This is a genomic window from Microbacterium sp. X-17, assembly GCF_039615055.1.
Genome location: NZ_JBDHNI010000001.1, coordinates 1,676,790 through 1,691,115 on the forward strand (window position 1 = coordinate 1,676,790; position 14,326 = coordinate 1,691,115).

The following is a 14,326-nucleotide window of genomic DNA, read 5'->3' on the forward strand; positions in this document are numbered from 1 at the left end:
ACCGGCCGGTGAACATCAGCCCTCACCGAGCGCGTGCAGGAGCTGTGCCTTGTTCATCCGGGAGTAGCCCTGGATGCCCTGCGCCTTCGCCCGGTCGCGCAGGTCGCGGAACGTCGGGATGCCCGTGCTCGCCGCCGGGGCCGACGCGGCCGTGCGCGCACGCTCGCGGGCCGCCTGGGCCTTCTCCTTGGCGTCCTTCGCCGCCGCCTCCGCGGTCTTGCGGGCGCGCTGCGAGGCCTTCTTCGCGTCCTTCGCCGCCTGCTCCAGCGCGGCCGCGAGGTCCTCGGCCTCCTTGCGGGTCTTCTTGTCGAGCTTCTTGACCAGCCGCTGCGCCTCGTCGACTGCGGCTCGTGCGGTGATCAGGGCCTTCTCGGCGTCCTTCTCCGCCTTCTTCTTCGCCACCTGCTCCTCCTTCGTCCCGTCCGGCACGTGCAGCCAACGATACGACCGAGGAGGTGCCCTGCGCGCTAGTCGGATCCGTATTCGTCGAGGAGCCTCACGAGCGCGTCCAGAATGGGCCGCTGGCCTTTTGCGAGCTTCGTGTGCGCCACCGCGAGCGGATGCCAGCCGGCGTCGTCCACCTCGGGGAACGTCCGGATCACGCCGGAGCGCGGCGGCCACTCCACCTCGAACTCGTTGCTGACCAGCTCCGCGAGCTCGAAGTCGGCCTCCGCCGCGAACACCACGAACGTCTTGCCGGAGGCGCGGAACTCGCCGAGCGGGACGTACACGGCGTCGGGGGAGGGCGCGCCCATCTCCTCGGCGAACTCGCGCCGGGCCGCGGCGAGGTCGTCGACGTCGTCCTCCTCGACCAGCCCCTTCGGCAGCGTCCAGGCGCCTTCGTCCTTGCGCGCCCAGAACGGGCCGCCCATGTGCGCGATCCAGACCTCCCTGCCGCGCGCCCCTCGGCGGTGCAGCAGGATCGCCGCGCTGCGCACCGCCATCAGGCCGACCGCTTCTCGAGCAGGGCCTTCAACTCCGCCACCTGGCTTGACAGCTCGCGGATCTGGCCGCGGGTGGCCGCCCGCATGTCGATCTCGGTCTGCGCGACCCGCTCGACGATCCAGGAGGCCAGCGTCGCCGTCACGATGCCGAGCGTCGCGATGCCGCCGATCATCAGGCCGACCGCGACGAGCTTGCCCACCTCGGTGACGGGCACGTAGTCGCCGTAGCCGACCGTCGAGATGGTCTCGAAAGCCCACCAGACGGCCTGCGGGAAGGTCTCGATGTGCGCGTGCGGCATCCCGCGCTCGGCGTCCAGCGCCGCCAGCGCGGCCGTGAAGATCAAGAGGCTGCCGGCGCCGACGACGTAGACGATCACGCGGCCGCGGAACGCGGCGCCCGCGCTCCGCTGCAGGATGGCGAGGATCGTCACCAGCCGCAGCAGCCGCAGCGGCCGCAGCATCGGCAGCACCACGATGGCGAGATCGAACAGGTGCGTGTAGAACCAGCGCCAGCGCTGCGGGGCGAGGACGAGGCACACGAAGTAGTCGAGCAGGAAGACGGCCCAGGTGATCCAGATCACGGTCTCCGCCACGACGAGCTGCGGCCCGTGGAGGTCGCCGATGACCTCCCAGGCGTAGGCGACGAGGAACACCGCGGCGGCCGCGGTGAGTGGCCACTCGGTGAGGTGGCGCCAGCGTTGGAGTGTCATGTCCACACAGTAGGACCGTCTGCGAGAACCGTCACGCGGCGTCACCGGGTTCGGCCGTGCGGCTAACGTGGAGACGTGAACTCCGGCGACGCATGGGTGGAAGGTCCGAACGGCGAGCGGTTCTGGGGCCGCTTCGGCGCCGCGGGCCTGCTCGTCCACGACCTGCGGCGCGGCGTGCTGCTCCAGCACCGCGCCGACTGGAGCCACTTCGGGGGCACCTGGGGCCTCCCGGGCGGCGCCAGGCACGAGGGCGAGACGGCGGTGGAGGGCGCGCTGCGGGAGGCCGCGGAGGAGGCGGCGGTGCCCGCGGACGCGGTGCAGGTGCTGTTCGAAAGCGTGCTCGACCTCGGCTTCTGGTCGTACACGACCGTCGTCGCACAGGCGGTGCGCGCGTTCGAGCCGCACATGGCCGACGTGGAGAGCATCGAGCTGCGCTGGGTGTCGGTGCCGGAGGTCGCGGACCTGCCGCTGCATCCCGGCTTCGGCGCGGCGTGGCCGCAGCTGCGGTCGCGGTTGGCGGCGCTGGCGGGCTGACGGCCGCTCAGGACGCGATGCGCGGCCAGAGCAGCGCGGGTGCGACGTCGTCGCAGCCATCCGGCAGCCCGACGTACGGCCCTGCTCCCGGATACGGCGCCTGTCCCGGGTAGCCCGGCGCGCCCGGGTAGCCCGGATTCCCGCGGTACGGGTGCTCGTCGTCCATGAACAGACGGTCGCCGTGCACCGTGCCGAGGTAGGAGCCGCCCGGGGTCACCGCGATGTCGTCCGACCAGGGGAACCAGCCGATCCAGTCGCCTTCGGAGTTGAACAGCCAGCGCGACTGCGGATCGGTTCGGTATGCGATCCACACTCCCTGGGAGTCGTGCAGGTACTCTGTCATCGTCGCTCGCCTTTCGGGTCGGCATCGCTTAAAGTGACGTTTTCTCACTATAGCGGGAAGTGTCGTCCGTCGCATGCAGAATTGAGGCGTGCAGCTCCTTCTCGACCGCGTCGCTCCCGGGCGGGTCGCGGCGATCCGTCCGGACGGCGACGACCCCGGCCGCACGGAGCTCGCGGAGGCCGAGCTGCCGGAGTTCGTCCGGCGCGAGGAGGCGGCGTCGCGCCCGCGCTGGGTCTGGGACGACACCCGCGCGTGGTACCCCCGGCTGCTGCAGGCGGGCGTCCGCGTTGAACGCTGCGTGGACCTGCGGCTCAGCCACGCGATCCTGCGGGCCTCCACGCTCAGCGCGGGCTCCACGCTCGCCACCGCCGCGCCCGGACCGTGGGACGCCGCCCGCGTGCCGGAGGACGCGCCGGAGCCGGCGGCCGCGACCCTGTTCGACCTCGACCATCCCGCGGAGACGACCCGGCCCTCCAGCGAGGACGAGTACGCCGCGCAGCAGGAGGCCGTCGCGGGCAGCGCGGAGCCCGGCCGGCTGCGCCTCCTGCTCGCCGCCGAGTCGGCCGGGGCGCTGATCGCGGCCGAGATGCAGCACGCGGGCCTCCCGTACAGCGTCGAGCGGCACGACGAGCTGCTGCGCGCCGTCCTCGGCCCGCGCCCGCGTTACGGCCGACCGGAGGCGCTGGAGACGCTTGCGGCGGAGATCCGCACGGCCCTGGAGGCGCCCGACCTCAACCCCGACAGCCCGCCTGAGCTCCTCAAGGCGCTGCAGCGCGCGGGCCTGATGGTGACCTCGACGCGGTCGTGGGAGCTGCGCGAGCTCGACCACCCCGCGATCCCGGCGGTGCTGAAGTTCAAGAAGCTCGCCCGGCTGCACGCGGCGAACGGCTGGAGCTGGCTCGACGCCTGGGTGCGCGACGGGCGCTTCCGGCCCGACTACATCCCCGGCGGCGTCGTCACCGGGCGCTGGGCCACGCGCGGCGGCGGCGCCCTCCAGCTCCCGAAGGAGGTCCGCGGCGCGGTCGTCGCCGACCCGGGCTGGAAGCTCGTGGTCGCCGACGCCGCCCAGCTTGAGCCGCGCATCCTCACCGGCCTCGCCGGCGACACGGCGATGGCCGAGGCCGGGCGCGGCCGGGACCTCTACGCGGGCATCGTGGCGAGCGGGGCGGTGGAGGAGCGCGCCCAGGCCAAGGTGGCCATGCTCGGCGCCATGTACGGCGCGACGACGGGCGACAGCGGCCGGCTGATGCCGCGGCTGGCGCGCGCCTACCCGCGTGCCGTGCGGCTCGTCGAGGACGCGGCGCGCACAGGGGAGCGGGGCGACATCGTGACCTCCCGGCTCGGCCGCAGCTCGCCACGGCCTGGCGGGAGCTGGCAGGCCACCCAGTCGGCGGCCTCCGGAGCCGAGTCCACGGCCGCCGAGGAGCGCCGGGCGCGCAGCCAGGCCCGCGACTGGGGCCGCTTCACCCGCAACTTCGTCGTGCAGGCCAGCGCCGCCGAGTGGGCGCTGTGCTGGATGGCCGAGCTGCGCAACCGGCTCGCCCGGCTGACCCCGGAGGGCGCGGAGTTCACCGCCGGACCGCATCTGGTGTACTTCCTGCACGACGAGGTCATCGTCCACACCCCCGCGGAGTCGGCGGAGGCCGTCGCCGCCGAGGTCCGCGCCTCGGCCGAGGCCGCGGGGCGACTGCTCTTCGGCGGGTTCCCCGTCGACTTCCCGGTCACGGCAGCCGTGGTCGACAGCTACGGCGAGGCCAAGTGAGCGGCGGGCGGCGGGAATGGGGGAGTGTCGCGCTTGGTTGCATCCACCGACCTGACAGAGGATGGAGACCATGACCGACATCGCAGCCCCCGCCGATCCCGACGCCGTCCTCGCGCGCTACCACTCCCGCCGCGAGCAGGCCGTCACGGCGCCGCAGGGCAACCTGGCGCTCGTGAACACCCAGTGGATCACGGGTGAGCCGGGCTCCGAGCAGCCGGTCTGGGGCGTTCCCGGCCTCTGGTCGCCGCTGCCGGCCGGCCAGTCCGGTCTGAAGGTCACCGCGGCTGCGACGGACAACGTCTTCGTGGACGAGGTGCTGGTCGACGGCTCCGCGATCGTGCGCGGCAAGGACGACCCGAACCCGTCCGCCATCCGGTTCAGCGACACGGTCACCGGCTTCGTCATCGCGAACGAGCAGGGCGAGTACGCGCTGCGGGTGTGGGACGCCCAGTCGGAGGACATCCAGAACTTCGGCTCGATCGACGCCTTCCCGTTCAACCCCGAGTGGATCATCACGGCGACGTTCTCGCCGATCGAGGGCGGCAAGACGGTCGGCTTCGAGCACCTCAAGGATGACGGCGCGACCAGGGACATGGTCATCCCGGGCGAGATCACCTTCAGCAAGGACGGCGTCGACTACAACCTCGCCGCCTTCAAGGCGGGCCGCGCGTTGCAGCTGGTGTTCTCGGACACCACGAACGGCGAGAGCACCTACTCGGTCGGCCGCTTCCTGTTCGTCGTCCCGAACGAGGACGGCACGGTGACGCTCGACTTCAACCTCGCCGTGCTGCCGCCGTGCGCGTTCAGCTACAACTTCAACTGCCCGCTGCCTCCCGCGCAGAACCGCTTCGCGGTGCCGATCGAGGCCGGCGAGAAGAACGTCCTGAACAAGGACGGCGCCCTCCTGCACTGACCCCATCGGTCGAAGGGCACGTAAACGCCCCTAAAACGCGGTTTTAGGGGCGTTTACGTGCCCTTCGGCGATTGGGGGGAGGCGCGCTCAGTCGAGGGCGGCGGCGGGCTTCCGGCCGCGGCGCGGGCGCTCGGGGCAGCGCGGCTGCACCAGCGCGCCGGGGTGCGCGGCGAGGGCCTTGGCGACCTCGTCCAGCCATTCGATCGCGGCGCGCGCACCGAGCTCGGCCGCGCGGTTCGCGGCGAGCACCGCCCGCGAGTCCGCGTCGTGCGTCAGTTCCCGGATGCGCTCCGCGAACGCCGCGCGGTAGTCCGCGACGACCACGGCCGCGTCCGCGCCGTCGAGCGAGGCGGCGACGAGTACCTGGTCCTGCATCTCGTCCCAGTCCGGGCGCACGTCCCGCGGGCCGGCGGTCAGCCAGGCCGTGGCCTCCTCCGCTCCCGCGTCGGTGAGCCGGTAGAGCGGGAGGCCGTCGTCGGTCTCACCCGCCGACTCGATCAGCCCCTGCTCGGTCATCCGGTCGAGCGTGGAGTAGACCTGCCCGGCGTTGAGCGTGCGGCGGTTGGCCGCGCGCAGGAGGAACTCGTTCTGGAGCTGCGAGCCGTAGGCGGGGCCCTGGGTCAGCACCGCGAGGAAACCATACTGGACCGACATACCCGGTATGCTATTCCGCTCCCTCCCGTGTGGCACGCAGGAATCGCCGAATCACAATCTTGTAACTCGTGCGCGTTGTCCGGCATAATCGCGGTAGTCAACTTCATAGGAGTCATGGCACTCGTTCGCGGTCGTAGGGGAAGACGTACCGACGAAGGAGGAAAACCATGACGGCTCACGCAGCTCGAGGAGTGCTCTACGTGCACTCCTCTCCAGGCGCGCTCTGCCCTCACATCGAGTGGGCGGCGGGACGCGCTCTCGGTCGCGCCGTCAACTTCACCTGGGAGACGCAGCCGGTGCTGAAGGGCGCCCAGCGCACCGAGTTCTTCTGGGACGGCCCCCAGGGCACCGGAGCACGCCTGGCGACGGCGCTCCGCGGCTGGGAGCATCTCCGCTACGAGGTGACGGAGGACGCCGGCCTCGGCACGGACGGCGGCCGCTGGATGCACACCCCCGATCTCGGCATCTTCTTCGTCCAGACCGACACCGCGGGCAACACCGTGGTGCCGGAGGACCGTATCCGCTATGCGATGGAGGTCGCCGGCCCGAACCCGCTCGAACTGCAGCGCGAGCTGCGCCTGGCGCTCGGCCAGGCGTGGGACGACGAGCTGGAGCCGTTCCGGCGCGCCCACGACGACACCTCGGTCATCTGGCTGCACAAGGTCGGCTAGCAGAGCTCCCGCGACGGGCCAGGCCCAGCCGTCCGCACGCGGTGACAGAAGAAGGCCCCGGTCATGCGACCGGGGCCTTCTTCAACGCCGGCGCTCAGACGGAGCGGATGGCCACGACGGCGTTGTGGCCGCCGAAGCCGAAGGAGTTGCTGACGGCGAGCTGGGGCGCGTCGCCGAGGGGCTGGGGGGTGCTGGACACCTTGAGCGGGATCGCCGGGTCCATCTCGGTGATGTTGATCGTCGGCGGGGCGACGCGGTCGCGCAGCGCGAAGATCGTGAAGACCGCCTCCAGCGCGCCGGTGCCGCCGAGCAGGTGGCCCGTCGACGCCTTCGTGGCCGACACCGGGATGTCGTGGACGCGGTCGCCGAAGACCTCGCGGAGCGCGACGTACTCGGCCGGGTCGCCGACCGGGGTGCTGGTGGCGTGCGCGTTGATGTGGGTGACCTCCTCCGGGGAGGCGCCCGCCTGCTCCAGCGCGAGCCGCAGGGCACGGATGGCGCCGCGGCCCTCCGGGTCGTTCGCGGTGATGTGGTACGAGTCGGCCGTCACGCCGCCGCCGACGATCTCCGCGTAGATGCGGGCGCCGCGGGCGAGCGCGTGCTCCTCGGTCTCCAGCACCAGGCTGGCCGCGCCCTCGCCCATGACGAAGCCGTCGCGGTCGACGCTGTAGGGGCGGGAGGCCGTCGCCGGGTCGTCGTTGCGACGCGACAGCGCCTGCATCGACGCGAACGACGCGATCGTGATCGGGTGGATGGCGGACTCGGTGCCGCCGGCGATGACCACATCGGCGAGGCCGGCCTGGAGGTGCTCGTACGCGTTGACGAGCGACTCGGTGCTCGACGCGCAGGCGGAGGCGACGGTGCGGGCGAACGCACGGGCCTCGAAGTGCATGGACACCGCTGCGGAGGCGGCGTTGGGCATGAGCATCGGAACCGTCATCGGCAGGACGCGGCGCGGGCCGCGCTCACGCAGCGTGTCCCACGCGTCGAGGAGGGTCCACACGCCGCCGATGCCGGTCGCGTAGTCGACGCCGAGGCGCTCGGGGGCGACCTCGGGCGAGCCGGCGTCGGCCCAGGCCTCCATCGCCGAGACCAGCGCGAACTGGCTGGACGGGTCGAGGCGCTTGGCGGTCGGCCGGTCGAGGATGGTGTCGGGCCGCACGAGCGCCTCCGCGGCGAACGTGACGGGCAGTTCGAGCTCCGCCACCCACTCGTGCGTGAGGCTGCGGGCGCCGGACTTCCCGGCCAGCAGGCCGGCCCAGCTCTCGGGGGCGGTGCCACCGAGCGGGGAGGATGCGCCCACGCCGGTGACGACGATCTTCTTGGTCATAACGGCAACTCCGTGTGGTAGGAACAACGGTGCAACGCGCAGCGCGCTGCCACCCGCGCGGGCGGAACCTCGGGGGAGGCCCGCCCGCGCGTAGGAAGTTTCTTCGTGCGGTGCTTAGGCGTCCTGCGCCTTGACGATGAACTCGACGGCGTCACCGACGGTCTTCAGGTTCTTGACCTCTTCGTCCGGGATCTTCACGTCGAACTTGTCCTCGGCGTTGACCACGATGGTCATCATCGAGATCGAGTCGATGTCGAGGTCGTCGGTGAACGACTTGTCCAGCTCAACCGTGTCGGTCGCGATGCCGGTCTCGTCGTTGATGAGCTCGGCCAGGCCGGCAAGAACTTCTTCGGTGGACAATGCCATTGTTTTCTCCTTGAGGGGGTGTCGTTTTGACCGTTGATCAGTCTAGGGCAGGCCCTAGGGGAGCACGACGACCTGTGCGCCGAATACCAGACCGGCGCCGAAGCCGATCTGCAGCGCGAGGCCGCCGGACAGTTCGGGGTGCTCCTGCAGGAGCCGGTGCGTGGCGAGCGGGATCGAGGCGGCCGACGTGTTGCCCGTCGTCTCGATGTCACGCGCGATGGCGACCGTCTCCGGCAGCTTGAGCTGCTTGGCGAACTCGTCCACGATCCGCATGTTCGCCTGGTGCGGGATGAAGGCCGCGAGCTGGTCCGGGGTGACCCCGGCGGCGTCGAGCGCCTGCTTGGCGACCTTCGCCATCTCCCAGACCGCCCAGCGGAAGACGGTCTGGCCGTCCTGGCGCAGGGTCGGCCACGGGGCCTCGCCGTCGCGGAACGCGGTGAGCGTGCTGTCCATCCCGACCGCGCCGGCCTTGGAGCCGTCCGAGCCCCACACCGTCTTGGCGATGCCGGGGTACTCGCTCGGGCCGATGACCACGGCGCCCGCGCCGTCGCCGAGCAGGAACGAGATGGTCCGGTCGGTCGGGTCCACCACGTCGGAGAGCTTCTCGGCGCCGACGACGAGCGCGTAGTGCGCCTGCCCGGTGCGGATGAGCGCGTCGGCCTGGGCGACCGCGTAGGCGTACCCGGCGCACGCCGCGTTCATGTCGTAGGCGGCGGCGGGGTTGGCGCCGACGCGGTCGGCGAGCACGGCGGCCAGCGACGGGGTCTGCTGCGGGTTGGAGATCGTCGCGACGATCACCGCGTCGATCAGCTTCGGGTCGACGCCGGACTTCTCGATCGCCTCCTTCGACGCCTCGGTGGCGAGGTCGACGGCGAACACGTCGTGGCTGGCCCGGGTGCGCGTGATGATGCCGGTGCGCTGGCGGATCCACTCGTCGGAGGAGTCGATCGGCCCGACCAGGTCGTCGTTCGGCACCACCAGGTCGCCGCGGGCGGCGCCGATGGAGAGGATGCGGGTGTACTGCGGCCCGTGGGACTGCTGCAGGGTGGGGTGGGTCATGGTCTGCGGTCCTCCTAGGCGGCCTGGTCGATGAGGTCGAACGCGGCGGGCAGGTCGTCGGGGGTCTTCACCGCGACGGCGGGGACGCCCTTCAGCCCGCGCTTGGCGAGTCCGACGAGGGCGCCGGCGGGAGCGACCTCGATGATGCCGGTGACGCCGGCCTCCTGGAACGCCGCCATGTCGAGGTCCCAGCGCACCGGCGAGGAGACCTGGCCCACGAGCAGCCGCAGGAACGCGGCGCCGTCGGTGACCTCGGAGCCGTCCTTGTTCGTCCACAGCCGCAGCGTCGGGTCGTTCGTGGCGAGGGTCGCGGCGAACTCCTCCAGCGCCGGGACGGCCGGGGCCATGTAGCGGGTGTGGAACGCGCCGGCGACCTGCAACGGGATGACGCGGGCGCGGGCCGGCGGCTCCTCGGCCAGCTTCGCGAGCGCGTCGAGGTCGCCCGCGACGACGATCTGGCCGCCGCCGTTGTAGTTGGCGGGGGAGAGGCCGAGCGCGTCGAGCTTCGCGAGCAACTCGTCTTCGTCGGCGCCGATCACCGCGCTCATGCCGGTGCGGACCTCCGCCGCGGCGCGGGCCATCGCGGCGCCGCGCTCCCGGACGAACGCGACAGCGTCGGTCTCGGACAGCACGCCGGCGCCGGCCGCGGCCGTGAGCTCGCCGACCGAGTGACCGGCGATGCCGCCGACCTTCTCGCGGCGGCCGTCGGCCAGGAGCGCCGACAGGGTCAGCAGGCCGGCGGACACGATCAGCGGCTGGGCCACCGCGGTGTCGCGGATGGTGTCCGCGTCGCTCACCGTGCCGTGCGCGACGAGGTCGATGCCGACCGCGTCGGAGATGCGGGTGAGCTGGTCACGGAACGACGGTTCGGTGAGCCACGGGTCGAGGAAGCCGGGGGTCTGGGAGCCCTGCCCCGGGCACACGATGACGATCACGGGTTCAAGTCTGCCAATCTTCCGCCGAGCGGATGTGTCGGATGTGGATGAACTATGCGTCGAAGCTTTGTGGATGTCTACAAGGAGCGGAGATCAGTGCCGTCGCGGCGCGTCGGGCTCGTTGATCGAGCCCACGATCAGCGCCGCCTGCAGGATGAGCGCCTCCCTGGCCCCGGTGGCGTCCCAGCCGATCACCTCGGAGACGCGCTTCAGCCGATAGCGCACCGTGTTGGGGTGCACGAACAGTTCGCGCGCGGTGGCCTCCAGCGACCTCCCGTTGTCCAGGTAGCACCACAGCGTGGTGAGGAGCTCCGTGGAGTACGCCTGCAGCGGCCGGTAGATGCGGCTGATCAGCGTGGCCCGCGCGAGACCGTCGCCCGCGAGCGCCCGCTCGGGGAGCAGATCGTCGGCGTGGACGGGCCGCGGGCAGTTGCGCCACGCCTTGGCGACGGCGAAGCCGGCCAGCGCCGCCTTCGCGCTCTTGGAGGCGTCCACCAGGCTCGCGACCTCGTGGCCGAGCACCAGGTGACCCGGTCCGAAGCCCGGCTCCAGCTGCTGCGCGATCTCCAGGAAGCTGACCGCGGGCGCGGCGCCGATGGCCTCCTCGTTCGCCGCATCGGCCGGAACGGCGCGGCCGATGACGAGCACCAGCCTGCTGCCCTGCACGCCGATCAGCACGTCCGCGGACATGTGCCGGGCCGTGCGCCGCAGCTGGTCCACATCGAGCATCTTGGGGGCGGTGCCCACCAGGACGCTGACCTCGCCGTGGCCGTGCCAGCCGAGCGCGGCGATGCGGCTGGGCAGCTCGTCGTCGTACTCGCCGGTGAGGATGCTGTCGACCACCAGGGCCTCCAGGCGCGCATCCCAGAGGCCGCGGGCTTCGGCGGCGCGGGCGTACACATCGGCCGCGGCGAACGCGATCTCGCGCGAGTACAGGAGGATGGCCTCCTTGAGCGACTCGTTGCCGCCGCTCTTCACGCGCTCCTCGACCACCTCCACGGTGATCTTGATGAGCTGGAGGGTCTGCTGCAGGCTGACGCTCCGGAGCAGCTCACGCGGAGCCGCCCCGAAGACGTCGGCCGCGATCCACGGCGTCGACCGCGGGTCGTCGAACCACGAGATGAAGGAGGAGATGCCCGCCTGGGCGACCAGCCCGACCGCGCTGCGGCGGCCGGGGGGCATGTCCCGGTACCAGGGGAGCGTGTCCTCCAGCCGCTTCAGCGTGGTCGTGGCGAGTTCGCCCGAGATCTTGCGCAGCCACGCAAGCGTCTCGGACTTCGTCCTCTCCGGTGTCGTCGGCACGGGCGTGCGGTCTAGGACTCGCCGCCCGCGGTGCCGGTGGTGCCGGCGTTGACGTCGTGCAGCAGGTACTTCTCGATCGCCCAGGCCGGCGCGTTCGGGTCCACCTTGCCCTGCGCTGCGAGCAGCTCCAGGGTGCGGACCACGATCGACGGACCGTCGATCTTGAAGAACCGGCGCGCGGCGGCGCGGGTGTCGGAGAAGCCGAAGTCGTCGGCGCCGAGCGTGGCGTACTCACCGGGCACGAACTGACGGATCTGGTCCGGCACCGCGTGCATGTAGTCGGTCGCGGCGACGAACGGTCCCTCGGCGCCCTGCAGCTTGCGGGTGACGTAGGGCACCTGCTTCTCCTGCTGCGGGTAGAGGAAGTTGTGCTCCTCCGCCGCCAGGCCGTCGCGGCGCAGCTCGCCCCACGAGGTGACGCTCCACACGTCGGCCGACACGCCCCAGTCCTGCGCGAGCAGGTGCTGGGCCTCCAGCGCCCACGGCACCGAGACGCCGGACGCGAGCAGCTGCGCCTTCGGGCCGCCGGTCTCGCCGTCGCGGAGCTTGTGGATGCCGCGGACGATGCCGTCCACATCCACGCCCTCCGGCTCGGCCGGCTGCACGATCGGCTCGTTGTAGACCGTCAGGTAGTACATGACGTTCGGGTTCGGGTGCGACTCGCCGTACATCCGCTCCAGGCCCGAGCGGACGATATGCCCGATCTCGTAGCCGTAGGCCGGGTCGTAGGCGACGACGGCCGGGTTCGTGGCGGCGAGCAGCAGCGAGTGGCCGTCGGCGTGCTGCAGGCCCTCGCCGGTCAGCGTGGTGCGGCCGGCGGTGGCGCCGATCATGAAGCCGCGCGCCATCTGGTCGCCCGCCGCCCACATCGCGTCGCCGGTGCGCTGGAAGCCGAACATCGAGTAGAAGACGTAGACCGGGATGAGCGGCTCGCCCTGCGTCGAGTACGACGTGCCCACGTTGGTGAACGCCGCGAGGGCGCCCGCCTCGTTGATGCCGACGTGGATGATCTGGCCCTGCGGGCTCTCCTTGTAGGCCAGGAGCAGCTCGCGGTCGACCGAGGTGTAGTGCTGGCCGTTCGGGTTGTAGATCTTCGCGTTCGGGAAGAACGCGTCCATGCCGAAGGTGCGCGCCTCGTCCGGGATGATCGGGACGATGCGGTGGCCGAAGTCCTTCGCGCGCAGCAGGTCCTTGAGCAGGCGGACGAACGCCATGGTGGTGGCGATCTCCTGCGTGCCGGAGCCCTTCTTGGCGATGGCGTAGGCCGAGTCGTCCGGGAGGTTCAGCGGCGTGTACTTGACGCGGCGCTCCGGGACGTAGCCGCCGAGCGCGCGGCGGCGCTCGTGGAGGTACTGGATCGCCTCGTCGTCCGGCCCCGGGTTGTAGTACGGCGGCAGGTACGGGTTCTCCTCGAGCTGCGCGTCCGTCACCGGGATGCGCATCGCGTCGCGGAACGTCTTGAGGTTGTCCAGCGTCATCTTCTTCATCTGGTGGGTCGCGTTGCGGCCCTCGAACGACGGACCGAGGCCGTAGCCCTTGATGGTCTTGGCGATGATGACGGTGGGCTGGCCCTTGTGCTCGACGGCCGCCTTGAAGGCCGCGTAGACCTTGCGGTAGTCGTGGCCACCGCGCTTGAGGCCCCAGACCTCGTCGTCGGTGTAGTCCTTGACGAGCTCCAGTGTGCGCGGGTCGCGGCCGAAGAAGTTCTCGCGCACGTAGGCGCCGTTCTCGGTCTTGTAGGTCTGGTAGTCGCCGTCCGGCGTCTGGTTCATCAGGTTGACCAGCGCGCCGTCGGTGTCGCGGGCGAGCAGGTCGTCCCACTCGCGGCCCCAGATCACCTTGATGACGTTCCAGCCGGCGCCGCGGAAGTAGCTCTCCAGCTCCTGGATGATCTTGCCGTTGCCGCGCACCGGGCCGTCGAGGCGCTGCAGGTTCGCGTTGATGACGAAGGTCAGGTTGTCGAGCTTCTCGTTCGCCGCGACCTGGAGCTGGCCGCGCGACTCCACCTCGTCCATCTCGCCGTCGCCGAGGAACGCCCAGACGTGCTGGTCGGAGGCGTCCTTGATGCCGCGGTTGGTGAGGTACTTGTTGAGCTGCGCCTGGTAGATCGCGTTGATCGGACCCAGACCCATCGACACGGTCGGGAACTGCCAGAACTCCGGCATCAGCCGCGGGTGCGGGTAGGAGGACAGGCCGCCGCCGGCGTGCGACTTCTCCTGGCGGAAGCCGTCGAGCTGGTCGGCGCTCAGCCGGCCCTCGAGGAAGGCGCGGGCGTAGGTGCCGGGGGAGGCGTGGCCCTGGACGAAGATCTGGTCGCCGCCGCCCGGGTGGTCCTGGCCGCGGAAGAAGTGGTTGAAGCCGACCTCGTACAGGGCGGCGCTCGACGCGTAGGTCGAGATGTGTCCGCCGACGGCGATGCCGGGGCGCTGCGCGCGGTGCACGAGGATGGCCGCGTTCCAGCGGATCCAGGCGCGGTAGCGGCGCTCGATCTCCTCGTCGCCGGGGAAGTCCGGCTCGTTCTCCGGGGAGATGGTGTTGATGTAGTCGGTGGTCGGCACCATCGGGACGCCGAGGTGGAGTTCCTTCGAGCGCTTCAGCAGGCTGAGCATGATCTCGCGAGCGCGCTCATGGCCGTGTGCCGCAACCAGTGCGTCGAGGGACTCGCGCCATTCGGCGGTCTCCTCGGGGTCCGAGTCGATGTTATTCACCGAGTACGGGTCCTGGTCGTTTACAGTCACCCTCGACCTCTTTCTTGTGTCGGATGGATCGTGGAAGGCGCGCATCCGCTTGTCGGGTCACGACA

Annotated in this window: 15 protein-coding genes; 4 read left to right on the top strand and 11 right to left on the bottom strand. The window is 71.2% G+C overall.

The features are described 5' to 3' along the window. Positions 1–15: 15 nt before the first annotated feature. The 3 genes from ABCS02_RS08120 to ABCS02_RS08130 form a co-directional block, all read right to left on the bottom strand. Positions 16–402, bottom strand: a complete 387-nt coding sequence (locus ABCS02_RS08120; protein ID WP_345835077.1) for a hypothetical protein — start codon at positions 400–402, stop codon at positions 16–18. 65 nt (positions 403–467) lie between these two features. After that, positions 468–944, bottom strand: coding sequence for an NUDIX domain-containing protein (locus ABCS02_RS08125; protein ID WP_345835078.1), 477 nt, complete (start codon positions 942–944; stop codon positions 468–470). Next, the gene (locus ABCS02_RS08130; RefSeq protein WP_345835079.1) at positions 944–1,654 is read right to left on the bottom strand and encodes a potassium channel family protein; all 711 of its coding nucleotides are present in this window, start codon (positions 1,652–1,654) and stop codon (positions 944–946) included. Before ABCS02_RS08130 ends, ABCS02_RS08125 begins: the two co-directional genes overlap by 1 nt. A 75-nt stretch (positions 1,655–1,729) precedes the next feature. On the opposite strand from ABCS02_RS08130, the gene ABCS02_RS08135 reads away from it, so the two are divergent. Then, positions 1,730–2,188, top strand: a complete 459-nt coding sequence (locus ABCS02_RS08135; protein ID WP_345835080.1) for an NUDIX domain-containing protein — start codon at positions 1,730–1,732, stop codon at positions 2,186–2,188. Positions 2,189–2,195: 7 nt separating this feature from the next. Here ABCS02_RS08135 and ABCS02_RS08140 read toward each other — a convergent pair whose 3' ends face one another. Then, complete coding sequence (locus ABCS02_RS08140; protein WP_345835081.1) at positions 2,196–2,531, bottom strand: hypothetical protein; 336 nt, start codon at positions 2,529–2,531, stop codon at positions 2,196–2,198. Positions 2,532–2,664: 133 nt separating this feature from the next. Here ABCS02_RS08140 and ABCS02_RS08145 point away from each other — a divergent pair, with 133 nt between their 5' ends. Both ABCS02_RS08145 and ABCS02_RS08150 read left to right on the top strand, forming a co-directional pair. After that, positions 2,665–4,293, top strand: coding sequence for a bifunctional 3'-5' exonuclease/DNA polymerase (locus ABCS02_RS08145; RefSeq protein ID WP_345835198.1), 1,629 nt, complete (start codon positions 2,665–2,667; stop codon positions 4,291–4,293). A gap of 70 nt (positions 4,294–4,363) precedes the next feature. Next, positions 4,364–5,206 carry a DUF1684 domain-containing protein gene (locus ABCS02_RS08150; RefSeq protein ID WP_345835082.1) on the top strand — a complete coding sequence of 281 codons (843 nt, stop codon included), beginning with the start codon at positions 4,364–4,366 and terminating at the stop codon, positions 5,204–5,206. A gap of 87 nt (positions 5,207–5,293) precedes the next feature. Here ABCS02_RS08150 and ABCS02_RS08155 read toward each other — a convergent pair whose 3' ends face one another. Beyond that, positions 5,294–5,860 (bottom strand): PadR family transcriptional regulator, encoded by a 567-nt coding sequence (locus tag ABCS02_RS08155; RefSeq protein ID WP_345835083.1) that lies wholly within the window; start codon positions 5,858–5,860, stop codon positions 5,294–5,296. 167 nt (positions 5,861–6,027) lie between these two features. Between ABCS02_RS08155 and ABCS02_RS08160 the strand changes: the two genes are divergently transcribed. Further along, complete coding sequence (locus ABCS02_RS08160; RefSeq protein WP_345835084.1) at positions 6,028–6,531, top strand: DUF3145 domain-containing protein; 504 nt, start codon at positions 6,028–6,030, stop codon at positions 6,529–6,531. Positions 6,532–6,625: 94 nt separating this feature from the next. On the opposite strand, the gene ABCS02_RS08165 is transcribed toward ABCS02_RS08160, so the two are convergent. The 6 genes from ABCS02_RS08165 to aceE all read right to left on the bottom strand — a co-directional run bounded on the left by ABCS02_RS08165 (position 6,626) and on the right by aceE (position 14,261). Beyond that, positions 6,626–7,861: a beta-ketoacyl-[acyl-carrier-protein] synthase family protein gene (locus ABCS02_RS08165; RefSeq protein WP_345835085.1), complete on the bottom strand. Its 1,236-nt coding sequence runs from the start codon at positions 7,859–7,861 to the stop codon at positions 6,626–6,628. Positions 7,862–7,975: 114 nt separating this feature from the next. Further along, entirely contained in the window at positions 7,976–8,227 is a 252-nt protein-coding gene (locus tag ABCS02_RS08170; RefSeq protein ID WP_021765217.1) for an acyl carrier protein, read from the bottom strand. Positions 8,228–8,281: 54 nt separating this feature from the next. After that, positions 8,282–9,286: a beta-ketoacyl-ACP synthase III gene (locus ABCS02_RS08175; protein WP_345835086.1), complete on the bottom strand. Its 1,005-nt coding sequence runs from the start codon at positions 9,284–9,286 to the stop codon at positions 8,282–8,284. 14 nt (positions 9,287–9,300) lie between these two features. Beyond that, complete coding sequence (locus ABCS02_RS08180) at positions 9,301–10,221, bottom strand: ACP S-malonyltransferase (protein WP_345835087.1); 921 nt, start codon at positions 10,219–10,221, stop codon at positions 9,301–9,303. A gap of 93 nt (positions 10,222–10,314) precedes the next feature. After that, positions 10,315–11,523 carry a helix-turn-helix domain-containing protein gene (locus ABCS02_RS08185; RefSeq protein ID WP_345835088.1) on the bottom strand — a complete coding sequence of 403 codons (1,209 nt, stop codon included), beginning with the start codon at positions 11,521–11,523 and terminating at the stop codon, positions 10,315–10,317. A gap of 11 nt (positions 11,524–11,534) precedes the next feature. Next, on the bottom strand, positions 11,535–14,261 hold the full coding sequence (gene aceE / locus ABCS02_RS08190) for a pyruvate dehydrogenase (acetyl-transferring), homodimeric type (RefSeq protein WP_345835089.1): 2,727 nt from the start codon (positions 14,259–14,261) through the stop codon (positions 11,535–11,537). Between the last annotated feature and the right edge of the window lie 65 nt (positions 14,262–14,326).